The sequence below is a fragment of the Asticcacaulis aquaticus genome (assembly GCF_028550415.1).
In the GTDB taxonomy this organism is placed as follows: Bacteria; Pseudomonadota; Alphaproteobacteria; order Caulobacterales; family Caulobacteraceae; genus Asticcacaulis; species Asticcacaulis aquaticus.
Map to the genome: position 1 here is coordinate 143,577 of NZ_JAQQKX010000009.1, position 23,855 is coordinate 167,431.

Annotated in this window: 20 protein-coding genes; 3 read left to right on the forward strand and 17 right to left on the reverse strand. The window is 62.9% G+C overall.

Annotation, left to right across the window (positions count from 1 at the left end; all coding sequences use genetic code 11):
- Window positions 1–4 precede the first annotated feature (4 nt).
- The 3 genes from PQU92_RS12295 to PQU92_RS12305 all read left to right on the forward strand — a co-directional run bounded on the left by PQU92_RS12295 (window position 5) and on the right by PQU92_RS12305 (window position 3,203).
- On the forward strand, window positions 5–937 hold the full coding sequence (locus PQU92_RS12295; RefSeq protein WP_272748512.1) for an SHOCT domain-containing protein: 933 nt from the start codon (window positions 5–7) through the stop codon (window positions 935–937).
- A gap of 69 nt (window positions 938–1,006) precedes the next feature.
- Complete coding sequence (locus PQU92_RS12300; RefSeq protein ID WP_272748513.1) at window positions 1,007–2,830, forward strand: aminopeptidase P family protein; 1,824 nt, start codon at window positions 1,007–1,009, stop codon at window positions 2,828–2,830.
- A 118-nt stretch (window positions 2,831–2,948) separates the two neighbouring features.
- Window positions 2,949–3,203, forward strand: coding sequence for a hypothetical protein (locus PQU92_RS12305; protein ID WP_272748514.1), 255 nt, complete (start codon window positions 2,949–2,951; stop codon window positions 3,201–3,203).
- Between the two features lie 306 nt (window positions 3,204–3,509).
- Here the strand turns inward: PQU92_RS12305 and ligA are convergent, their stop codons facing one another.
- The 17 genes from ligA to tolQ form a co-directional block, all read right to left on the reverse strand.
- Window positions 3,510–5,594 (reverse strand): NAD-dependent DNA ligase LigA, encoded by a 2,085-nt coding sequence (ligA, locus tag PQU92_RS12310; protein ID WP_272748515.1) that lies wholly within the window; start codon window positions 5,592–5,594, stop codon window positions 3,510–3,512.
- A 190-nt stretch (window positions 5,595–5,784) separates the two neighbouring features.
- Window positions 5,785–7,494 (reverse strand): DNA repair protein RecN, encoded by a 1,710-nt coding sequence (recN, locus tag PQU92_RS12315; RefSeq protein ID WP_272748516.1) that lies wholly within the window; start codon window positions 7,492–7,494, stop codon window positions 5,785–5,787.
- 49 nt (window positions 7,495–7,543) lie between these two features.
- On the reverse strand, window positions 7,544–8,449 hold the full coding sequence (locus PQU92_RS12320; RefSeq protein ID WP_272748517.1) for an outer membrane protein assembly factor BamD: 906 nt from the start codon (window positions 8,447–8,449) through the stop codon (window positions 7,544–7,546).
- A gap of 108 nt (window positions 8,450–8,557) precedes the next feature.
- Complete coding sequence (gene lpxC / locus PQU92_RS12325; RefSeq protein ID WP_272748518.1) at window positions 8,558–9,451, reverse strand: UDP-3-O-acyl-N-acetylglucosamine deacetylase; 894 nt, start codon at window positions 9,449–9,451, stop codon at window positions 8,558–8,560.
- Between the two features lie 304 nt (window positions 9,452–9,755).
- The gene (gene ftsZ, locus PQU92_RS12330; protein WP_272748519.1) at window positions 9,756–11,405 is read right to left on the reverse strand and encodes a cell division protein FtsZ; all 1,650 of its coding nucleotides are present in this window, start codon (window positions 11,403–11,405) and stop codon (window positions 9,756–9,758) included.
- Between the two features lie 478 nt (window positions 11,406–11,883).
- Window positions 11,884–13,167 carry a cell division protein FtsA gene (gene ftsA, locus PQU92_RS12335; protein WP_438263823.1) on the reverse strand — a complete coding sequence of 428 codons (1,284 nt, stop codon included), beginning with the start codon at window positions 13,165–13,167 and terminating at the stop codon, window positions 11,884–11,886.
- Window positions 13,168–13,333: 166 nt separating this feature from the next.
- Entirely contained in the window at window positions 13,334–14,215 is an 882-nt protein-coding gene (locus PQU92_RS12340; RefSeq protein WP_272748521.1) for a cell division protein FtsQ/DivIB, read from the reverse strand.
- A 212-nt stretch (window positions 14,216–14,427) separates the two neighbouring features.
- Entirely contained in the window at window positions 14,428–14,757 is a 330-nt protein-coding gene (locus PQU92_RS12345; protein ID WP_272748522.1) for a HepT-like ribonuclease domain-containing protein, read from the reverse strand.
- Entirely contained in the window at window positions 14,757–15,053 is a 297-nt protein-coding gene (locus PQU92_RS12350; RefSeq protein WP_272748523.1) for a nucleotidyltransferase family protein, read from the reverse strand. Before PQU92_RS12350 ends, PQU92_RS12345 begins: the two co-directional genes overlap by 1 nt.
- Window positions 15,054–15,119: 66 nt before the next feature.
- Entirely contained in the window at window positions 15,120–17,030 is a 1,911-nt protein-coding gene (gene ftsH / locus PQU92_RS12355; protein ID WP_272748524.1) for an ATP-dependent zinc metalloprotease FtsH, read from the reverse strand.
- Between the two features lie 80 nt (window positions 17,031–17,110).
- The gene (gene tilS, locus PQU92_RS12360; RefSeq protein WP_272748525.1) at window positions 17,111–18,442 is read right to left on the reverse strand and encodes a tRNA lysidine(34) synthetase TilS; all 1,332 of its coding nucleotides are present in this window, start codon (window positions 18,440–18,442) and stop codon (window positions 17,111–17,113) included.
- Between the two features lie 11 nt (window positions 18,443–18,453).
- A complete protein-coding gene (locus tag PQU92_RS12365) occupies window positions 18,454–19,347 on the reverse strand; it encodes a tetratricopeptide repeat protein (RefSeq protein ID WP_272748526.1) in 894 nt (297 codons plus the stop codon).
- A 197-nt stretch (window positions 19,348–19,544) separates the two neighbouring features.
- A complete protein-coding gene (gene pal / locus PQU92_RS12370; RefSeq protein ID WP_272748527.1) occupies window positions 19,545–20,108 on the reverse strand; it encodes a peptidoglycan-associated lipoprotein Pal in 564 nt (187 codons plus the stop codon).
- Window positions 20,109–20,380: 272 nt separating this feature from the next.
- Entirely contained in the window at window positions 20,381–21,700 is a 1,320-nt protein-coding gene (gene tolB, locus PQU92_RS12375) for a Tol-Pal system beta propeller repeat protein TolB (protein ID WP_438263822.1), read from the reverse strand.
- Between the two features lie 26 nt (window positions 21,701–21,726).
- On the reverse strand, window positions 21,727–22,533 hold the full coding sequence (gene tolA / locus PQU92_RS12380; protein WP_272748528.1) for a cell envelope integrity protein TolA: 807 nt from the start codon (window positions 22,531–22,533) through the stop codon (window positions 21,727–21,729).
- 2 nt (window positions 22,534–22,535) lie between these two features.
- Window positions 22,536–23,009, reverse strand: a complete 474-nt coding sequence (locus tag PQU92_RS12385) for an ExbD/TolR family protein (RefSeq protein ID WP_272748529.1) — start codon at window positions 23,007–23,009, stop codon at window positions 22,536–22,538.
- Between the two features lie 15 nt (window positions 23,010–23,024).
- Window positions 23,025–23,732, reverse strand: a complete 708-nt coding sequence (tolQ, locus tag PQU92_RS12390) for a protein TolQ (RefSeq protein ID WP_272748530.1) — start codon at window positions 23,730–23,732, stop codon at window positions 23,025–23,027.
- Window positions 23,733–23,855: the final 123 nt, after the last annotated feature.

The window sequence follows — 23,855 nt, forward strand, 5'->3', positions numbered from 1 at the left end:
TTGCATGAGCGATACCCACCTGACCGAACTGGAGCGCCTGGCCGCGCTGCGCCGCGACGGCGCCCTGACCGAAGAGGAATTCCAGCGCGAGAAAGCCCGCCTGCTGCACGACGGTCTGCCGCCGGTCAGGCCCGCGCCGGAAACCGCTCCCGTTCGGCGGCGGCGCGGCAGCTTTTTCGGCTTCCTGTTCAGCCTGTTCTTCATCGCCCTGATCCTGATCGCCATCTGGCTGTTCGTCAAAGGCCGCGACATAGATACCCCCGCCGCGCCGGACAGCGATACGATGTCGGCCTCGATATCCACTTCCGCCCCGGCGGCGACCGTCACCACCCTTTCGCCCGATCAGCAACTCCGCAAAGCCAGCGAGGCGGCGTTTAAGGGCCAAACCACCCTGCGCGCCTCTGAGAACGTCACCTATACGCCGAAGCACCTGATCGCGGCACCGTTCGGTCCGGTCCTGATCAGCGAGGGTAAGGTCGACAATCCCGGCCACGCCAGCGCGGGTAAGATCGCTGTCCATTACCTCAAACCCGAAGGTGACCATTTCACCGTGACGAAAGCCTTTCTCCCCGCGCTGGAAAGCGGCAGCTTCGGCGCGGTCGCCGGGACGCAGATACGCAGCGAATTCGCCAGCAACCCGACGCTGGAAACCGATGGCGGCGGCACATGGCAGGGCTATACCTGTTCATGGACGACCCTGACCGAACTGACGCCCGACGGCCCGGTGGCCCGCGCGACTGTACCGATGGTCTATAGTAACAGCGGCGCCACCGACGCCAACCCCGTCACTATAGAGGGCAAGATCACGAAGATCGTCGCCAATGCCTCGTTCGATGTGACCTATGGCGGCACGCGGTCCTTCGTCGATCACTATGTGCGCAAGGGCGAGACCTATGTGCTCGATACGGGCCGGGCCTCGACCATGGAGACGTGTTGAACCGGTTCAAGTACCGTTTGAAACCATCCGACAAAGGTCTATATAGGGACGAGATTCAGGAGCCTCTACATGACCGCCGACACCGTCTTTCAGACCTATCACGTCACCACCACCCCGGCGCAGGGCGTGACGAATGTGGCGGCCTTGCGGGCACAGTTGACCGCTCTGGGGCTCGACGGTCTGCTCGTCCCGCACGAGGATGAGCATCAGAACGAGTATCTACCCGACGCCAACGAGCGTCTGGCCTGGGTGTCCGGCTTTACCGGTTCGGCGGGCGCGGCGGTGGTCATGCAGGACTCGGCGACCCTGTTCGCCGACGGTCGCTACACCCTGCAATCGCGCGAACAGACCGACCCGTCGGTGTTCGATGTCGTCGATTTCACCGCCACGGCCATCGCCGACTATATCGCGGAGCTGCCGTCGGACACGGTGCTCGGCTACGATCCGGCCCTGCACAGCCCCAGCGCTTTGCGTGATTTTGAAGCCGCCGCGAGCCTGTCCGGCGTCACGCTCAAGGCCGTGGCCCCTAACCCCATCGATCTGGCGTGGACGGATCGTCCGGCCCAGCCGGTGACACCGGTCGTGCCGCAGCCGCTCGAAAACGCCGGCGTATCGAGCGCCGACAAGCGCGCCGAACTGGCCGCCCATCTGAAGGCGCAGGGCGTCACCGCCGCCCTGATCACCGCCCCGTCGTCGATCGCGTGGCTGTTCAATGTGCGCGGCGGCGACGTCATCCGCTCGCCCCTGCCGCTCGGTCAGGCGATCCTGCGCGACGACGGCTCGGCTGAATTGTTCCTTGAGCCCGCCAAGGTCACCGAGGGCCTCGGCGAATGGCTCGGCAACGAAGTCACCCTGCTCACCCCCGCCGATATCCCGGCCTCGCTCGGCGCGCTGAGCGGTCAGGCCGTCCTGATCGACCCCAACCTGTCTTCGGCCTACTGGCTCAATGCGCTGAAACGTGCGGGCGCAAGGCCCGTCCCCGGCGACGATCCGTGCCTTGTCCCGCGCGCCTGCAAGAACGCGGCGGAAATCAGCGGCACCACCGAGGCCCATATTCGCGACGGCGCGATCCTCAGCGAATTCCTCTACTGGGTCGCCACGGAAGCGCAAACCACCCTGCCCTCGGAAATCGAGGTGGCGCAGAAGCTGGAAACCTTACGCATCGCCTCGGGCGTCGTGAAGGATCTCAGCTTCGACACCATTTCTGGCTTCGGGCCGCACGGGGCTCTGCCCCATTACCGCGTCAATGAGACCAGCAATATCCGCATCGCCCATGGCAACCTGCTGCTGGTCGATTCCGGCGGGCAGTATGTCGACGGTACGACCGACGTGACGCGCACCATGGCGATCGGAACCCCCACCACCGAACACAAACGCATGTTCACCCTGGTCCTCAAGGGTCATATCGCTCTGGCCACGATCCGTTTCCCGGCGGGTACGACCGGCACGCACCTCGATGTGCTGGCGCGGCAGTTCCTGTGGAACGCCGGTTTCGACTACGACCACGGCACCGGCCACGGCGTCGGCGTCTATCTCGGCGTCCACGAAGGCCCGCAGCGCATCGCCAAGGCGCTCAACCGATACGCCCTGCAACCCGGCATGATCGTCTCGAACGAGCCCGGCTTCTACAAGGCCAACGATTTCGGCATCCGCATCGAGAACCTGCAATACGTCACCGACGCCGCGCCCATCGACGGCGGCGAGCGCCCGATGCTGGGCTTTGCCAACCTGACCTGGGCCCCTATCGACCGCAGCCTGATCGAGGTGGCGCTGCTGACCGAAGCCGAGCGCACCTATATGGACGATTATCATGCCAAGGTGCTTGAGCTTCTGACGCCGCGCGTAAAGCCGGACGTTGCAAACTGGCTGAAAGCCGTCTGCGCTCCACTCTAGGTTAAGGTTGAGATAACCAGCTTACGCCGCCTTTATCTTTGTTCCTCCGGTCTCCGACTTACCTCTTATCCCCGACTTCGTAAGGTGGAGTAAGTTCGTAGCGTTCCGGAGGGACATCATGCCTGCCACAGCTCATATCGACGGCGTCTTCCAACCTGCCACTGACCGTTTCGGTGACTTCACCGTCGGCCACACGCCGCACAGCGTCGTCACCCCGACCGCGCCGCATGTCAGCCACCGCCTGATCGGCCTGGGTTTCATCGCCGGTCTGGTCGCCTTCTTCGGCGCGCTCAGTCTGCTGGATCAGGCGCTGTTCGCCGAACCGGCCCTGAATGCGCAGGAGCAGGCCTATTTCGCGCAGGCCTACGATTGAGGTCGATGCGCAAAGCCGCCCTTGCCCTGCTGACGATGTCCCTGCTCTGCATGAGCGCCTGTTCGACGCCGTGCGACAGCCAGCGTGGGGGCAGCCAAAAGCCGGGCACCTGCTGGCCCGGCTATTCACCGAAAAGCTTAATCCCCTCTACCTGAGGGTATAGCGCAGCGAAAGTATAGCTTTCGCAAGCGATGGGTGGTCGAGCATAGCGAGACCGGGTGAGGGGGAACTGCTGATTCCGCGCTCGCTCTAACCATTTCCCCCTCATCCGGCCTATCGGCCACCTTCTCCCTCAGGGAGAAGGGATTACGAAATAAACGCCAGCCACTCGTCCTCTGTCATGACCTGAACGCCCAGTTCGGCCGCCTTCTTGAGCTTTGAGCCCGCGCCGGGCCCGGCCACCACGATATGCGTTTTGGCCGATACCGAGCCCGCCACCTTGGCCCCCAGCCGTTCGGCCTGCGCCTTGGCTTCGTCACGCGTCATCTTCTCCAGCGTGCCGGTAAACACGACCGTCTTGCCCGAGACCGACGAGTCGGCGGCGACGGCTTCGGCGTCCTGCACTGCCACCTGTTTGCGGAACCGCTCATAGATGCCGATATTGTGGTCGTTGCCGAAAAACTCGATCAGGGCCGCGACCAGAGACGGCCCGACCTGATCCATATTGGCCAGGGCCTCGCGCGTCGCCTCATCATCCGCCAGACCGCGCATCGCTTCATGGAAGGCGGCCTCAGAGCCGTAGGCGCGCGCCAGCAGCCGCGCCGTCGTCTCGCCGACCCCCTTGATGCCGAGCGCCGCGATGAAGCGGTCTAGCGGCAGGGTGCGGCGGTCCTCGATGGCGGCGAACAGGTTGCGCGCCGAGGTCTCGCCCATGCCTTCGCGATTGCGTAGCGGCGTCAGGGACAGCTTGTCCCGCGCCTCCAGCGTGAAGATGTCCGCCGGTTCGCGGATCAGGCCCTCCTCGCTGAATTTCTGAAGCTGCTTTTCCCCCAGCCCCTCGATATCGAGTACCTTACGACTGACGACGTATTTAAGATATTCGACGCGCTGATGCGGGCAGGCGTGATCGCCCGTACAGCGCCGCGCCACACCTTCCTCGCCCTTGAGGTTGGTTTCGCGCACCACCTCGGTTTTCAGCGGGCACGGACAAAGGGAGGGAAATTCATAGGGTTCGGCGGTCGCGGGGCGCTCACTCAGTTCGACCCCGACGATCTGCGGGATCACGTCACCGGCGCGCTGCACCCGGACCAGATCGCCGATGCGCACGTCCTTGCGCGCGATCTCATCCGCATTGTGCAGGGTCACGTTCGACACCACCACGCCGCCGACCGTCACCGGTTCCAGCCTTGCCACGGGTGTTAGAGTGCCGATACGCCCGACCTGAATGTCGATGGCCTTGAGGTGAGTCAGGGCCTGTTCGGCGGGGAATTTGTGCGCGATGGCCCAGCGCGGCGAGCGCGACACAAAGCCCAGCCGGCGCTGATAGTCGAGGCGGTCGACCTTGTAGACCACACCATCGATATCGTAGCCCAGCCCGGAGCGGTCGAGCATGATGGCGTCGTAAACCTTGAGCAGACCTTCGGCATTTTCGACGCAGGCGGAACGCGGATTGACCTGAAAACCCCACTCGCGGAACCTAGCCAGCGCCTCGGTCTGGGTGGCGACGAAATTGGGGTCCGATATCTCGCCCCAGGTATAGGCGAAGAAGCGCAAGGGCCGTGAGGCAGTGATCTTGGCATCCAGTTGCCGCAGCGCGCCCGACGCCGCATTGCGCGGATTGGCGAAGGTCTTGGTCCCCTCCTCCACCGCCTTGGCGTTCATGTCGGCAAAGGCCTGCAAAGGGTAATAGACCTCACCACGGATCTCGATGCGTTCGGGGTGACTGGTGCCGCTCAGGACGTGCGGGATGTCGGCGATGGTGCGGACGTTCTCGGTGATGTCCTCGCCCGTGCGACCGTCACCACGCGTCGCCGCCCGCGTCAGCGTGCCATTGACATAGAGGATCGAACACGACACGCCGTCGATCTTGGGCTCGGCGGCAAAGCCCAGCGCCTCGTCGTCGGGCAGACGCAGAAAGCGGCGGATACTCTTCTCGAAATCGGCCACGTCGGCGGCGGCGAAGGCGTTGTCGAGCGACAGCATCGGCACGCCGTGGGTGACCGGCGCGAACTTGGTGCTGATCTCGGCGCCGACCTGCTCGGTCGGGCTCTCGACCGTATGCAGGTCGGGATAGTCGGCCTCAAGCTGACGCAATTCGCGCTCCAGCGCGTCGTAGTCGGCGTCGGAGATTTCGGGCGCTTCCTGATTGTAGTAGAGATCGCGGTGATGCTTGATCTCTGTCGAAAGCTGTTCGTGGTGCGCGCGCGCGGTGTCAGGTGTCTCGGTGGTCATTTTCTTATCTTCCCCCTCTCCCTGAGGGTATAGCGTCAGCGAAAGTATAGCTTTCGCCAGCGTTGGGTGGGCGTAGCCCAGGTGAGGGGGAAAGGTTAGAATGAGCCGTGGACGAGCAGTTCCCCCTCACCCGGCCTTGCAGTCCACGGCACGGGCCGCCCCGCCTCTCCCTCAGGGAGAGGGAAAAGTTTTACCCCTTCACCAGTGCAATGGCCGCCGCACGGGCTTCGGGGGTGATCTCGGCACCGGACAACATCCGCGCCAGTTCTTCAAGCGTCTCGTCCTTCGTCAGTTGCACGACACGCGACCGCACGCCCTCGCCCGTATCGGCCTTGGACACTTTCAGATGCTGATCGCCGCGTGCCGCCACCTGCGGCGAGTGCGTGACGACGATAACCTGAGACGCCGCCGCCAGTTTACGCAGACGCAGGCCCACCGCATCGGCGACCGCGCCGCCGACGCCCTGATCGACCTCATCGAAAATCATGACGGGACCACGTGTATCTTCGCCGCCACGGGTGGCAAGCGCGGCTTTCAGGGCCAGAGCAAAACGCGCCAGTTCGCCGCCCGACGCAATGGCTGCCATGCCGCCCCACTCTGCCCCCGGATTGGTGCGCACTTCGAAGGCCACGACGTCACCGCCATTGGCCGTGTATTTTTCGGGTTCAAGCGACCGGATCGCCACTCGAAACGCCGCCTTGTCCAGTTTCAGGGGCACCAGCTCGGCCATCACCGCGCGGCTCAGCTGCTCGCCCGCCGCCGCGCGTTTGGCGCGAAGAGCCTCGACCGCCGCGTGGAAGGCCACTTCTGCCGCCTTGATCTCGGTCTGGAGCTTGCGCAGTTGCGCGTCGGCGTCCTCGATCTGGCCCAGCGACTGCGCCATCTTCGCTCGCGTCGCCGGCAGGTCCTCGACCAGTACGTTCAGCTTGCGCGCCATGGCCCTGAGCGCGAACAGGCGCTCCTCGACCTTGTCCAGCTTGCCCGGTTCGACATCCAGCGCATAGCCCGCCGCGTCGATCAGGGCGATGGCCTCGTCCGCCGCGATCAGGGTGCGATCCAGCGCCTCGGCGGCTTGGGACAGGGCCGTCAACACGGCATTGCCCTCGGTCGCCCCGGCCTGCTGGGCGCGCGTTCGGGCGTGATCAAGCGCGCGGAAGGCCTTGGCCAGACGCTGCGACAACTGGTCGCCGCCGATGGTCGTCCGCGCCTCGTTGATATCCTCCAGCGCCCGCTCGGATGCCCCCAGCAGCGAGCGTTCCGAGGCCAGTTGCGCCTCTTCGTCCGGCTGCGGGTTCAGGCGGTCTAACTCCTGTAAACGCAGGGTCAGTTCCTCGATTTCGGCGGCGGCGTTTTCCGATTGCCGCTTGAGGTCGCGATACTGATCGCGCAGGCCCTTCAGCGTGCGATAGGCCGCCGAGGTCGCCGCCAGCGCCCCTTCGCAGGCACCATAAGTGTCGAGCATGGCCCCGTGCGTACGCGGATCGAGCAGGCCGACCGTCTCGTGCTGACCGTGGACCTCCAGCAGGCTGTCGCCCAGCGCCTTCAGCACGGCGACCGACACGGACTGGTCGTTGACGAAGGCTTTGGAGCGCCCGTCGCGGCTGACCACGCGGCGCAGCAGCAGCGGCTCACCGACGGCCAGCGCCAGCCCCTTGTCTTCGAGGAAATCGTAAAGGGGATGCTCCGTGCCCAGCTCAAATTCCGCCGTGACCGAAGCCTGCGGCGCGCCACTGCGGATCAGGCCCGCGTCGCCGCGCGCACCCGTCGCCAGACCCAGCGAATCGAGAATGATGGATTTACCGGCGCCGGTTTCCCCGGTCAGCACCGACAGGCCGGAGCGGACATCGAGGTCCAGCCGGTCGACAAGCACGACGTCCTGAATCGAAAGGCGTGTAAGCATGGAGTCCCTGATACCAAAAGGCCTTCGGTTTTCACCGAAGGCCATCAGATTACATCGGGTTGATGCGGCTTAGCCAGCTTTTTTTCTCTTTTTGTTCTTTTTTCGCCGGTTTATCCGTGGTGCGTTCCGCGATCGGCAGCGGTTTGACGTCCATGGCCTGACCGCGCTCCTTCATCAGCTTGTAGGCGGCGGCGTACCAGCGGTCACCGGGGTAGTTATAGCCCAGCACGGCGGCGTTGCGGTTGGCCTCATCCGTGATGCCCATCATCAGATTGGCCTCGACCAGACGGTACAGGGCTTCCGGGGCGTGGCTGGTCGTCTGATACTTGGTGATGACCGTCTTGAAACGGCCCAGCGCCGCCAGAGGCTGGTTGTCGGAGAGGTAATACCGCCCGATTTCCATTTCCTTGCCGGCCAGCTGATCATAGACCATGTCCAGCTTCACCTGCGCGTCGCGGGCATATTCGGTGCCCGGATAGCGCTGAACGATCTCGCGCAGATAGGACTGCGCCGTTTCGGTATAGGCCTGATCGCGGCCCACATCGACGATCTGCTCGAAATAGTTGATCGCCCGCATGTAGTAGGCATAGGGCGTCAGGGTCGAGCCGGGATAAAGCTTGATGAAGCGTTCGGCCGCTGCGGTCGATTCCGCATAGTTGTTCGCCTGATAATTGGCGTAGATTTCCATGACGATCGAGCGGCGCGACCATTCCGAATAGGGATGCTGACGCTCGACCTCTTCGAAATAGTCGATGGCCTCGTTCCAGCTCTTCTGGTCGAGGCGGGTCATGCCCATATTGTAGAGGGATTCGACCGGGCGCTCTTCATAGACCAGACGCGTTTGCGGACGGCCCTTTCCGGCGCAGCCGGACAGCGCCGTCGTCGCGGCCAGAGCGGCCAAGGCAATGAGGCCCGCTTTCTTGAGAGAAGAGGTCGACTTGGAGATGGCCGGCACGGTGTATCCTCACTTCATCGGGCGATCGCACCCGACAGGCTTAACGATTTATGGAGGATAGCTCTACAATAGGCATTAGCAAACGCCAACTGCTTTTCGTGAGCAGCCTTACCCCGCCTGTTGCAGCGACGGGGCGCGGGTCACCACGCGGTAGGCCTCCGGTTGCGACAGTAGTTCGCGAACGAGGGCATTATTAAGGCCGTGGCCGGCACGAATTCCTTCAAACCTGCCAAGAATGGGCATGCCCAGAACGTACAGGTCGCCGATAGCGTCCAGCGCCTTGTGACGGACGAATTCGTCGACGAAGCGCAGGCCTTCGGCGTTCAGGACGCGGTCGCCGTCGATGACGACGGCATTGTCCATCGAGCCGCCGCGGGCCAGACCGGCGGCGCGCAGGGCCTCGACACCTTCGATGAAACCGAAGGTACGGGCGGCAGCCAGTTCCGTGCGGAAGCTGTCCTCGGTGATGACCAGATCGACTTCCTGATGGCCGATGACGGCCGACTCAAAGTCGATTTCGAAGTGCATTTCAAAGCGATCGGCCGGGGTCAGCGAGGCGCGCTTGTCGCCTTCGATGACCGTCACCGGCTTCAGGATTTCGATGAAGCTCTGCGGCAGGAACTGACGGCGGAAACCGGCCTGATCGAGCAGTTGCACGAAGGGCAGCGACGAGCCGTCCATGATCGGCACTTCCGGACCGTCCATTTCGATCTGCGCATTGTCGACGCCCAGCGCCGACAGAGCCGCCATCAGGTGCTCGATGGTCGAGACCGAAACGCCGTCGGCATTGGTAATGACGGTGCCGAGACGCGTCTGCGTGACGAGGTCGGCACGCGCCGGGACGCGGTTGTCGCGATCGGTAATGTCGGTGCGCACGAAGACGATACCGGCACCGGCCTGAGCCGGGCGCACGGACAGACGCACACGCTGACCGGTGTGCAAACCGACACCGGCGCAGATGGCGGGAACCGCAATCGTATGTTCGTGATGATCAGGCGACATGTACGCAAAACCTAAATAAGAGACGCGGAATCCTTCCGCATGGGTCATCTTATACCCCCGCACGGGGGGTGGGCTCAACTAAACATGAATTACGGTTTGTAACGCTGAAAATAAGGCCAATTAAGGCTTTGCGGCCACAGGTCGGTCAAAATCGTTGAGGAATTATTACTGTGTTTACCGTAAAGCGCATCCCGAAAAGTGTGTAGCGGTTTTCGGATAAGATGCGCGTTAAGCAAAAGCCTTAAACATGAAAAAGCCCGCTGTTTCCAGCGGGCTAGATCAGTATTTATCGTTCGTATCCGGCTTAGTTTGCAAGGCGGCGAAGAAACGACGGGATCTCAAGATCGTCCTCCACCTCCGCAGTTTGTTGCGGCTCGACGCGCGGTTGAGGGGCCGGTTGCGCTTGCGGTGCCGGGGCATAGGACTGCGGCTGAGGGGCCGGCTGACGATAGTCAGGGGCCGGCGCTTCGTTACGCTGACGGTTCGGGAACAGGCCGCGCCACAGGCCGCCACGGTTGTCGTCTTCGGCGAGCGGGCGCTGTTGCGGCTGCGGCGCGCGAATCGGCTCCTGCGGGCGCACAGTGCCGTAACCGGCGGCCGGACGTTGCGGAATTTCACGCGCCACCGGGGCGGCGGGGATATCGAACTCGTCCTCGACCGACGGATCGACGATCTTGGCGATCACGCGCGGTTCCGGCTGCGGCTGGTATTGCGGCTGCGGTGCGGGGGCCTGAGCGGTCACCGTCGGTTCGTCAAACAGGTTGGGACGCGGCGTAGAAATGGTCGGCTCCGGGCGCAGTTCCGGCTGAGGCGCGGGCGTGTGTTGCACTGGTGCAGGTTGAGGTGCCGGTTGCGGCGCGGCAGCTTGCACGGGTTGCGCTGCCGGAACAGACTGAGCGGTGCCCGGACGGCCCGGCGTGATATAGACCGACTGACGCGGGTTCTGCGACACGGACGGCTGCTGAACCGGCGGCTGCTGCTGGGCGGCGGCGGAGTCCATGCCGGTCGCGACGACCGAAACGCGCAGCTTGCCTTCCAGCGTCGGATCGAAGGCCGCGCCGAAGATGATATTGGCGTCCGGATCGACTTCCGACGAGATGGCGTTGGCCGCTTCGTCAACTTCGAGCAGAGTCATGTCGAGACCGCCGGTGACGTTGACCAGCACGGCCTTGGCGCCCTTGAGCGAGGTTTCGTCCAGCAGCGGGTTGGCGATGGCGTTCTGAGCGGCTTGCAGGGCGCGGTCGTCGCCCGAGGCTTCGCCCGTGCCCATCATGGCCTTGCCCATTTCGGACATGACCGAGCGCACGTCGGCGAAATCGAGGTTGATCAGGCCCGGCAGGACCATCAGGTCGGTGATCGAGCGGACGCCCGAATGCAGGACCTGGTCGGCCATGCCGAAGGCTTCGGCAAAGGTCGTGCGCTCGTTGGCGATACGGAACAGGTTCTGGTTCGGGATGACGATCAGGGTATCGACATAGCGTTGCAGCTCGGCGATGCCCGCATCGGCCAGACGCATACGGTGACGGCCTTCGAACATGAAGGGCTTGGTCACCACGCCGACGGTCAGGATGCCGCGTTCACGCGCCGTCTTGGCGATGATCGGGGCCGCGCCGGTGCCGGTGCCGCCGCCCATACCGGCGGTGATGAAGACCATGTGCGCGCCTTCGAGGTGCTCGGCGATCTCATGCGCCGACTCTTCGGCGGCGGTCATGCCGACTTCGGGATGCGCGCCCGCGCCGAGGCCCTGCGTCAGGGAGACGCCCAACTGCACGCGGCGGTCGGTCTTGGCGAACTGAAGCTGCTGGGCGTCCGTATTGGCGACGACGAATTCGACGCCTTCCAGACCGGCCTCGATCATGTTGTTGACGGCGTTGCCCCCGGCACCACCGACTCCGAACACAACGATACGAGGCTTGAGTTCCGTGGCGCGCGGCGCCGAAAGATGAATAGCCATGTGATCAGACCAACCTTCTATTACCCCCGGGCGGGGAACCCTGTCATCGGGCGTCAAAGCTTTCGCTAATTCTTCGACCTTGGCGCTTTCATTGAGAAGCTCCATCAGACATCGAATATGCTTAATGAATAGTTACCGGATAACTTGAGTCGCGCCGTTTTGAAGGGGGAAAGATAATAAAATTTAACAAAAGTTACCAACTTATGAATCCTGCGCGACGATTGAGTCGAAGGTGAGTCAAAAATGACTCACAATACCGGTCAAGTTCGCCATTTTGCTGACAAAATGGTTAACGCCGCTTCACCATTATGCGCAAAATCCTTAACGCCAAATCATCCACAGGCTACCGCAGACCGATCACAGATGCGCGATCAGGCCACGCCCTTAGCTGTGGATGAATACGGTAGGTGTGGACAGGCCGAACGCAAAAACGCCCGCTGAACCAGCGGGCGTTTTTGCGTAGCGAAACCGAGTTGTCTCAGAGGTTTTGGCGCAGCCAGTCCATGACACGGGTGACGATCGGGCCGGTTCCGGCGCTGGCGGTGTCCTTGGTCGACAGGCGCGCGGTCATGATCTTGCGCGCCGGGACGACGTCGCGCGGGCCATAGAGCGTGCGCAGAATGACGCCCGCGCAGGCCGAGAAGGCCGGACCGGCGGCGGCATCGGCCAGATGCGGCACGCGCTTGGGCTTGCCCAGACGGACGGGACGATCAAAGACGCGCACGGCCAGTTCGCGAACGCCCGCCAGTTGCGACGCGCCGCCGGTCAGGACGATGCCTGCACCGGGATCGATCATGACACCAGAGGCCTTCAGCTTTTCGCGCAGCAGTTCGAAGGTTTCCTCGACGCGCGGCGCGATGATGCCTTTCAGGATCGAGCGCGGCACGGAGATGGGCGCGGCCCCCGCGTCGTCACCGCGTGGCGGCGCTTCGACCATTTCGCGGTCTTCGTTGGCCGAGGCGATGGCCGACCCGTGCAGGGTCTTGACGCGCTCGGCACCGGCCAGAGTGGTCGACAGGCCGCGCGCGATATCGGCGGTGACGTGCGCCCCACCGACGTTCAGGCAATCGACGTGGATCAGCGAGCCGTTGCAGAAGACCGCCGCCGTGGTGCACGACGCGCCCATATCGATGCAGATGGCCCCCAGTTCCTTCTCGTCCTCTTCCAGCGCGGCCACCGCAGCGGCCAGCGGCGCCGAGACGATGGCCTGCACCTCAAGGTGCGCCATGGCGACGCACTGCATAATATTGTTGAAGACGTTCTCGTCGATGGTGACGACCAGCAGTTCCAGCCCCAGCGCGCGGCCCGTCAGGTTGCGCGGATCGCGCACCCCGCCCTGCCCGTCGACTGACCACGACACCGGCAACAGGTGGATGGTGCGGCGGTTGGGGAAGCGTACCTGCGCCAGACCCGAGGCAATGGCGCGGTTGAGGTCTTCGTCGGAGACGGGTTTCAGGCCCAGCGACACCTGCGCGAAGACGCGATGCGAGGCGGTCTGCGCCCCCGGCACCGAGACGCGAACGCCCTGCACCGAAACATTGGCCATGGCTTCGGCGCGTTCGACGGCCTGAGCGATGGCGGTGGCGGCGGCTTCCATGTCGATGATGCCGCCAGCGCGGATGCCGCGCGACTGCACGTAACCGACGCCCGCCACGCGGATCGAATGGTCGGAGGTGCGCACCCCGTCCGGCTTCATGATGAAGCAGCCGATCTTCGACGCGCCCAGATCGAGCGAGGCCACGATGCCCGGCGTGACCGCCATGCGCGGCGTCGTATCAGGACGGGCATGGTTCTTGCCGCCCGACTTGGCGATGTCCTTGGCCAGTTTACGATCTTCGAGACGCGACATGGGAACTTCCTAAAGCGATATGCCGAAAAGTGTGAGCGGTTTTCGGCGGCAATATCGCGACCAAAAACCTGAGGCGTAATCAGGAGTTTTCAAAGGGTTTGACGACCAGGGCACCGGGGTCGCGCAGGTCGATGACCGCCAGCCCCTGATCGAGGATGCGCTGCTGGCTGATAAGGACGTCGAGGCGGTTGAGCGCGTCTTCCTGATCGAGGGCCGGCAGCTTGATGATGGTGTTGTTCTTCAGGCGGATGTCCCAGCGGCGCGTGTCGACGCGCACATAGGCCCAGACGCGCGATTGCAGGTCCGGACGCGCCTGCAGCAGTTGCACGATCTCGGACGCGGACTCATTGGCCCCCTCGCCGACCAGCAGCGGCAGGTCGCGGAACTGCGCTTCATGCGCTTCGGGGATGACCTGACCGGTGTCGTCGATGACCTGGGTCTTGCCCTGAAACTGCCAGACGGCCAGACGCGGGCGCTCGGTGACGGTGATGATCAGCTGATCCGGCAACTGACGGCGGACGACGGCGGACTTGACCCAGCCGATGGATTCGACGTCGGACTTGACCTTGTTGAGGTCCATCAGGGCGATCGGCTGACCGCGTTCGAATTTCAGTGCGCCCTTGATGTCGCCGCGCGCCACGTCGGACACGCCTTGAAGGCGGACATTCTGCAGATTGACCCCGATCGCCGCGATGCGTCCGTCGGTGAAATTGACGATACCGGTGCGAAGGGTTTCCGCCCGGCCGCCGGTTAGCAGCACGACGCTCATCAGCATACCAATACCGCCGAAAGCCAACCACGCCGTCAGCTCGTTCGGCATGGGCACGCCGCCGATCAGGCGCAGCTTGCCGGTTTCGCGCGCGCCCGAACGTTTCGGTGCGGATTTGGCGGGAGCCTTGCTTTGCGGAGCGGCCATGCCTGAATTAGGCTGGCGACGACCCCCTCTGACGACGGCGGGCATATTCTGTCCTTGCTTCGTGGTACGATGGCACCCTCTACACGGACCGCCGCCACCGGCTCATTCAGGGCCAATGCGGGCGGACCAAACGCAGGATGCTAAGCGCCCCAGAAAACCAGAACGGCCTTAACAATGTGATAACGGAATCGAGTCCGATAAGGTTTTCATCAACCATGTTTGCAGGTGCGTCATAAATAGCGGTGATAGGTGGGCACCTATTCAAATTGGCGCAGAGCGTCTTCCAGATCACTCAGCGCGTCCTGAACGATATTCCAGATAATCAGAGGTTCAGTCCGCTGATATTCATGTCGCAGGACATTGCCGATAGCCGCGATGTGCGGCCACGGAATATGCGGGTTTGCCGCCTTCCAGTCTGCCGGCAGGGACCGGCTAGCCTCGGAAATGATTTCCAATCCTCTTTCCGTGGCGCGTTGCAACAACCACGAACCACAGTAAGTCTCGAAATCAACGCCGTTCAAGGTTTCACGGATACCGGTTATGGCATCGCGCATATCATCGACCCGCGCCTTAACCGACCGCGCCATCAGAAGACCTGTATGGCCGAGCGCTCAATGTCCGATCGAAAGCGCGGATGCAGGCTGTTGCGCGTCATAAGGTCGACGCTTCGACCTGTCTGATCCTCTACAAGCCGCTTCACATCCATCAAATCAAAGAGATTGAAGCGGGGATCGTCAAAATCCAGAAACAGGTCCACGTCGCTGTCGGCAGACGCTTCATTGCGCGCATGTGATCCGAAAAGAAACAGATGCGCAACCCCCTTCCGGCGCATATCAGGCGCCAGATTATTCAGGGTTTCAATAAGGGCGTCGTATCCGGACATCGGCGCAATATGCGCTGAAATCGGGTAAAAGAAAAGCGGACAGGTTTCCCTACCCGCTTTCGTGTCTTAAGCCTGTTCCTTGACCTCAGGTACGCCGGTATCGGGCACGACCGGCACAGGGACCGGATCGTCGGTCGTCGGCACCGCCAGATGCGTGGCGTTTTCGATCAGTACGCCGGTTTCCTCGTCGCGGATGATCTCTTCGCCACGCAGCACCTTCTCGATTTCTTCACCGGTCAGGGTTTCGATATCGAGCAGGGTTTTCGCCAGACGATGCAGCGCCTCTTCGTTTTCGGTCAGGATGCGCTTGGCGTCGTCATACCCGGCCTGAACCAGACGGCGGATTTCCGAGTCGATGGTCTGAGCAGTGACTTCCGACACGTCGCGGCCAAAGGCCCCGTGCTCATCCTCGGAGTCCTTGTAATTGACCAGACCCAGCTGGTCCGAATAGCCCCAGCGGGTGACCATGGCTTTGGCCAGACGGGTCGCCTGCTGGATATCCGAAGACGCACCGGACGTGATCTTTTCCTTGCCGAAAATGACCTCTTCGGCGACGCGGCCCGCCATCAGGATAGCCAGACGCGACGTCATCTGCACGTAGTTCTGCGAATAACGGTCGCCTTCCGGCAACTGCATGACCATGCCCAGCGCGCGACCCCGCGGGATGATCGTCGCCTTGTGCACCGGATCGGCTTCGGGGGTTTTCAGCGCCACGATGGCGTGGCCCCCTTCGTGATAGGCGGTCAGCTTCTTCTCTTCTTCCGACATGGCCATCGACTTGCGCTCGGCACCCATCAGGACCTTGTCCTTGGCGTCTTCGAAGTCCTTCATGGTGACCAGCTTGCGGTCCTTGCGCGCCGCCATCAGCGCCGCTTCGTTGACCAGGTTGGCGAGGTCGGCCCCCGAGAAGCCCGGCGTACCGCGCGCGATAACCTTGACATCGACATCGACGGCCAGCGGCACATTGCGCATATGGACGCGCAGGATGGCTTCACGACCGGTCAGGTCGGGGTTCGGCACGGTCACCTGACGGTCGAAACGGCCCGGACGCAGCAGCGCCGAATCCAGCACGTCCGGACGGTTGGTCGCGGCGATAATAATGATGCCTTCCTGCGCCTCGAAGCCGTCCATCTCGACCAGCAACTGGTTGAGGGTCTGTTCGCGCTCATCGTTACCGCCGCCATGACCGGCGCCGCGATGGCGACCGACGGCGTCGATTTCGTCGATGAAGATGATGCACGGCGCGTTCTTCTTGGCCTGTTCGAACATGTCGCGGACGCGCGACGCGCCGACGCCGACGAACATTTCGACGAAGTCCGAACCCGAGATCGAGAAGAAGGGCACACCCGCTTCACCGGCCACGGCACGGGCCAGCATGGTCTTACCGGTACCCGGAGGGCCGACCAGCAGCGCGCCCTTGGGAATCTTGCCGCCCAGCTTCTGGAACTTGGTCGGGTCTTTCAGGAAGTCGACGACCTCCTGCAATTCTTCCTTGGCCTCGTCTACACCTGCCACATCGGCGAAGACGACCTTGTGCTTGTGCTCGGTCAGAAGGCGCGCCTTCGACTTGCCAAAGCCCATGGCCCCGCGGCCGCCGCCCTGCATCTGGCGCATGAAGAACAGCCAGATACCTATGATCAGAATGATCGGCAGGAGCCCGGACAGGAGCGAGACCAGAAACGGCGTGGTGACCGTCTTCATCTTGACCTTGACGCCCTTGGAATCGAGCCAGTCGGCAGTATCGCTGTTCGGATACGGCGTGACGACCTTGTACTTCTGCTTCTGGGTATCGATGATCAGGGCCTGATCGCGATCGAACTCGGCCTCGGCAATCTCACCCTTGTTCACGCGCTCCTTGAGCACGGAATAGGTCATTTCCTTGGGCGCCGCCGAATAGGTGTTCTTGCTCACCACCGCATAGCCGACCGCCAGAATGGCGAGCAGGATACCGACAATCGTCAGTGCACGAAAATTCATTCCCTAGCCTTTTCAACAGGGCCCCGAACCGGCGACCCGAATAACTGTTTTCCCTATATAGGGGTGCTTTTAGCGGCGCGCTACAGGTTCGACAGCGAAATCTCGTTCCGAACCTGTCCCAGCGCCGCCCCCAGTGCCGCCCTAAGACGCGCTGACACAAGACAATGCAAATCCCCTGCCGCCATGAGCCTCGGGGTATCCCCGGAGAGCACAATCGGCAGGGACGCCCGTGCCACCGGCGGCAGATGCGCGATTTTTTCACGATCGGCGCGCTGCAAACGTTTGGCGTGGCCGCGCAAGGGCCTGATTTCGCCCCCTTGTGCATAAGATAGCAATCGGAAACGTCCGTCCCAGATATCGCCCACGACCGCCGGGACCGTGCCATTGCGGGTCATGTCGCCCGGCTCGCGGCAGATCAGCACGCCGTCGCGTGTCACTTCGATCCGCGCCCCGCACAGGGTGAACACCGTGCGTCCGGCGCTGATGCCGTCAAGGATCGCCGCAACCTCACGCGCCGACGGCAGTTTTTCGCCGCCGCCCGCGCACACGATCATGGCCGCCAACCTGTCGGCAGGTGGAACCTCACTGAGTTGAAACGCGCCTACGTGGATCAGGTGATTTGCCCCCTCCGACGGGACTTCGCCCGCCACCTCCCCCGTACGCTGCGCTACAGGGGAGGAGATATGCGCGATCATCCTCCCCTGCGAAGCGGGGGAGGTGTCAGCGCGCGTAGCGCCGCTGACGGAGGGGGCACTCGCTTGTAAGACCTGACGCACCTTCGCGCGCAGATAGGCGGGGTTATCATTGGCCGGGTCGTCGATATAGGGCACGCCAGCCGCCGTCAGCCAGGCGCGCAGCCGCGCCCGCGCCACACCGATCAGCGGACGGAAATAGAACACCCCCTCCCCTTCGGGCCAGAACGGCGACGCAGACCACAGGCGTGGCGTGCCGACGGTCGAGCCTTCGGCGCGCATAGCCTCGGCCTCCGCGCCGTCATCGGCATTGTGACCCAGACAGAGCACCTTAATCCCCTTGGCGCGGGCGGCTTTCAGAATAAGGTGATGTCGTGCCCGTCGCGCCGCCGCCTGCACACCGGTTGCGGGCTTATCCCCCGTCCAGTGCAGGGCGGTGAAGGACAGGCCCAAATCGGCGCCCAAATCGGCACAAAGATCGGCGACGCCCTGCGTCCAGTGCGCACTGGCCGGATTGAGGCCGTGATCGACACAAAAGACTTCTAACGGCCTTTTACCCCACAGGGCCAGCAGCATCAGAAGCGCCACGGAATCTCCGCCGCCGGACACCGCCACCCCAATGGGCGTTTCCGGCGCGCCATTCATATATTCCGGAAACAAAGAAAGGCTGGCGGCAACATCGGGAAAGTCCCCCAGAGTCGCGGCCAGCCTTTGCTTCATATCTTCAGGATTTAAGCGCACTTGCCCTTGGTCGCCAGCGCCTTGGCCTGCGACTTGATCGGCGCCGACGCCGTTGCCGCATAGCGCTTGTTGAATTCGGTCAGGGCGACGCAGGCCTTGGGCGCATCGGTATTGCCGAGAGCCGCGGCCAGCTTGACGGTGGCTTCCGGGGCCCAGCTTGTCTTGGGCCAGCCCTTGAGCGAGGTGGCATAGGCCGCGACCGAGCCCGACACGTCGCCGCGCGTCGAACGGATCTGACCCAGACGGAACCAGGCTTCGGCGGCCTGAGGCGCAGTGGCCCATTTGGTGGTGAATTCGGTGAAGGCGCGCTCGGCGTCTTCCATGCTGCCATTGGTTAGCAGGGCATAGGCCTGATCGAAGTCGCCCTCGGCGGTGCCCGTGGTCGGCGGGGGCGGCGGCGGACCGGCCAGAGCGGCGTCGATGTCTTTCAGGTGCGCGTCCTGCAGATCGACGCGCTTGGTCAGGGTATCGAGGCGCGCTTCCAGCGCCTGATTTTTCTGCGCCAGCTGAGTATTGGCGTAACGCGCCTCTTCCAGCTGACCGGTCAGGGTGGTGATCTGCTGCGCCTGATCGTCGACCTTGCGCGACAGGTTGGCCACGGTCGCCTGCAGGGCCACGACCTCCGGGTCCGGCTCGATCAGGGCCGGCGGGCCCGGGTTTTTCGAGTTACGGCCTTCGTACTTGCTGATGGCGTTTTCCAGCTTGCGCACATTGCGGTCGAGGCGCTCAAGACGCTTCTTGTCCCACTCGATCGGCGGCCCCTTGTCGGCCTCGTCCTGATCTATGGAAAAGAGTTGAGCCTGCGCGGGAACCGCAACCGTCAAGGGCATAGTCACCGCGAAGCTCAGGGCCAGTCCGGCCAGTGCCGCTTTGTACTTGGTCATGGTCATCCTAAACATGCTCACCGCCGTCCCCTCGACATACCCGCTACGCCGTTTTGGCAAAGGTTCCTGAAAATGTGTAACGGCGGGATTTTATATTGTCGAGCCTAGTTGTCCAACCCGGCGAAATTAAGACTGATGAGTCCATTAAAAAAGGGCCGGTTCGCACCGGCCCTTCCTGTCTGTCGCTGCCGGAAAGCTTACTTGGCGCCTTCGGTCAGGGTCGTGTGACCGTTACGGTTTTGCGCCCAGCCTTCTTCGTTGGCCGCCGTATTGATCGGGTTTTCCTTGCCGTAGGAAATGGTGGCGATACGTGCCGGGACCACGCCCTTGGAGGTCAGGTACTGCGACACGGCCTCGGCGCGGCGAGCACCCAGAGCGAAGTTGTATTCGCGCGTGCCGCGTTCGTCGGCATTGCCTTCGATGCGGATCTTGACGGCCGGATAACGGACCAGCCAGGCGGCCTGCTTGTCGAGGATTTCCTGAGCGTCGGCGCGGATCGACGACGAGTCCAGATCGAAGAAGACGCGGTCGCCGACATTGACGACGAAGTCCTGCTGCGAGCCCGGCACCACGCCGACCGGGGCGATGGGCTTTTCGATCGGATCGGCCTTCGGCGGCACGTAGGGCGCGACCTCTTCCTTTTCGACCGGCTTGGTCGGGGTGACGACCTCTTCCTTTTTCTTGGTGGTACAGGCGGCCACCGACGCGGTGACAAAGGTCACCAGCATGAGTTTCGTAATCGTCTTCGCGGAGATGGACATAAGAAATCCCTTCATCACTATATTAAATTTGGTCCGATCACCGAAAAATACGGTCACCGAAGGTTCAAACTCTACAAATGCCGTGGCGGGACTGAGCCCCCTCCACACCTATAGTTACAATTTGTAACACGCACATTACGGCCATATTGCGGCGCACACTAGATTCTATTGAGACCATCGTTACGCTCAAAAGCCAATAACAAAGGTGTTATTCTGTTATTTTCCGCATCCCTTTTTTACGGGGTGCGGCTTTTAGGACGCCTTATTGGCCCCTACTTGAGCCTAGGCGACCACGCCGGATCGGACGCACCACCAGGATAAGGAACCGCCCGCTCGATGCGGCCCGTCACCTCGACGGTCCACAGCGACGGCATCGCCCCCGGCGGCTCACGGAAGAACATGATGTAGCGTCCGTTAGGCGCCCAGGTCGGGCCCTCTTCGAGGAAGGACGAGGTCAGCAGCTTTTCGCCCGAACCGTCCGGATTCATCACGCCGATCGAGAAGCGGCCGCCGGCCTGCTTGGTAAAGGCGATCAGATCGCCCTTTGGGCTGAACACGGGCGTCGAATAGATGCCGCCGCCGAAAGAGATACGGCGCACGCCCGACCCGTCGAGGTTCATGGCGTAGATCTGCGGCGAACCACCCCGGTCGGAGTTGAACACGATGGTCGAACCGTCCGCCGAGAAGGACGGCGAGGTGTCAATGGCCGGTTCGCGTGTCAGGCGCTTGGTCGAGCGCGAGCGCAGGTCCATCAGATAGATGTCCGTATTGCCGCCCTGCGCCACCGAGAAGGCCAGCTTGGTGCCGTCGGGCGAGAAGCGCGGTGCGAAGACCATGCCCTGAATCTGGCCCACCGATTCCTGACGGCCGGTTTCGATGTTGAAGATGTAGATGCGGGCGCTGTCGTCGCGCAGCGCCATATAGGCCACTTCCTGCGAGTCGGCGGAGAAGCGCGGCGTCATCACCTTGTACGAGCCATCGGTCAGGTAGGACGGATTGGCCCCATCCTGATCCATGATGGCCAGACGCTTGACGCGCTTGCCACGGGCGCCGCTTTCGGCAACGAAGACGATGCGCGTGTCGAAATAGCCCTCTTCGCCGGTCAGTTTCTCATAGATGGCGTCGGCGATCTTGTGCGCGATGCGGCGCCAGTTTTCCGGCGTCGCCGTCAGCGACATGCCCAGCAACTGCTTTTCGGAGAAGATGTCCCACAGGCGGAAATCGACCTGCAAACGCCCGCTGGCGTCGACGGTGGCCAGACCGTTGGCCAGGGCCTGAGCATTGATCGTCTTCCAGCTGGCATAGGTCGGCGTCGCATTGACGTCGAGGTTCTGCTCGATGAAGGCGTTCGGATCGATCGGCTTGAAGAAGCCCGAACGCTCCAGATCGGCCATGACGACGCGCGAAATCTTGTCGCCGAGATCGCTGCCCGAGGCGTTGATGTCGATGGCGATCGGCATGGGCTCGATGACGCCTTCGGTCACTTCGCCCTTCAGCGGCGTCTGGGCCACCGCGACGGTTCCGACCAGCGGTACGAACACCACCACGGCGGCGGCAAGCCAGATATTCAGACGTTTCATAAACGGTTTCATGACGTCTCCCTTAGAGCGCATCCAGATTAGCGGCCCTTACAGGCCAGGTCGCCACGGAAGGTAATTTCCAGCGGTCGGTTATAGAGTTCGTCGGGCAGGCCCGTAAACAGTTCGCCCTTTTTCACCGCGGCCTGCGCCCGCACGGCGGCGGCTTCCCACAGGGGATCACTGCGGCGGTTGCTCCAGTCCGGACCGCGAACGACGCGGCCATTGGGCGAGATGGTGAAGGTGATTTCCGGATTGACCTTGTCCGCCCCCGGCACGTCGCAGTTGGGCGACCACAGGCGTTGCAGCTTGGCCACCACCTGATTGAGCGCCACGCCAGCATCGACCTGCGCCGTGCCACGCTGCGACGATCCGTCGGTCGGCTTCGGCGACGGACGCGCCGGGGCCTTGGTGTTCGACTTCGGCGGCGACGACTTGGTCTGGCTCAGGGCGTCGAGGTCGAGCGTTTCAGGCTTCGGCTTCTGCACCCCCTTGGGGTCAGGCTTCTTCGGCGTTGGCTTGACCGGTTCGACCTTTTTCGGTTCCGGCTTTTTGGTGTCCTTCTTGACCTCCTGGACCGGCTGTTTCGGCGCGGGTGGAGTCGGTAGCGGATCGGGTTCCGGCTCAGGCACAGGCTCGGGCGGCGCCGGTTCCGGCACCGGTTCCAGCACGGCCTGTTCATCCTTCGGGGCAGCCGCCATGGCCTGTGCCGGAATTTCCGTGACCAGCTCGACCGGCACCGACGATACGGGCACGGCGTCAGGCAGGCTCTGCCAGTTCAGGAAGGCAAGCGCCAGCAGTCCCGCGTGCAGGAGGATCGATCCGACAAGGGCGCGTCCCATCTTCATGGTTAGGGCGCCACCTCGGATTTAGAGTCCGCCTTACCCACATTCTCGGTCAGCAGGTTGATCTTGACGAAGCCCGAGGTCGACAGGCGCGCCATGACCTTGGCCACCACCTCATAGGGGGCGGCCCCTTCGGCGCGGACATAGATCGGCTTCGACGTATCGTTATCGGTGATGGCCAGCAGACGCGGCGACAACTGCTCGAAGGTGGCGGCGTCGTCGCCGACATAGAGCGAGCCGTCCTTCTGGATCGAGACGGTGATCGGATCGCCCTCGTCCTTGAGGGCGGCCGCTTCGGTCTTCGGCAGCTGAATCTTGATGCCCGAGGTCAAAAGCGGGGCCGAGATCATGAAGATGATCAGCAGCACCAGCATGACATCGACCATCGGGGTGACGTTGATTTCCGACAGCGCCCCGCGCCGTCCCCGGCGTCTGCCGCGCCGTGTGCGTCCGGCGCCTCCGGCTGAACCCATGGCCATGGCCGTACCCTCCCCTTACCGTGCGCCGCCGAGCTTGTCGCCCAGACGGCGGGTGACCGACACCATCAGTTCGTCGGCAAAGCCTTCGAGACGGCCGGAGAAGCGCGCCACCTTGGCGTTGAACAGGTTGTAAGCGATATAAGCCGGAATGGCCGCGCCCAGACCGATGGCGGTGGCGAACAGGGCTTCGGAAATTGCCGGGGCGACGGTGGCCAGATTGGTGTCGCCCTGAGACGCAATGGCCGAGAAGGCGTTCATGATACCCCACACCGTGCCGAACAGGCCGACGAAGGGCGAGGCCGTGGCGACGACGGCCAGCAGGCTCAGCCCGTCTTCCATGGCATCGGCTTCGGTGGCGATGACGTGGTTCAGTTCACGGTCGATCTGCGCTACCAGAAGATCGCCCTGAGTGGCCGAAATCGTCTTGCCCTTATAGTCGCTCCAGGCCGAGGTGACCGCCACCAGCAGCTTCGGGAACGGGGCCGAAGGCTGGGTGCCATGCTTGGCGGCGATATCTTCCAGCGCCCGACCCGACGACAGTTCGGCCTCGAACCCGGCGGCTTCCTTGTTGAGCTTGCTCAGTTTCAGGGATTTGTCGATGATGATCGCCCACGACCACAGCGAGCCCAGCGCCAGCAGGATCATGACGCTCTTGACCACCCAGTCGGCGTGCACGAACAGATCGATAAAGCTGAGCGATTCAGCGACGGGGGCGGTTTCCATGGACGACTCCTCGAACGGTCTGGTGAGCCCTGAATTGGCATAAGGTACGACGCGACGGATAATGCACGACACGCCCTCGAACGAAGGCGATACCTTAACCATGCTCAAAAAATTTTAAAGGCG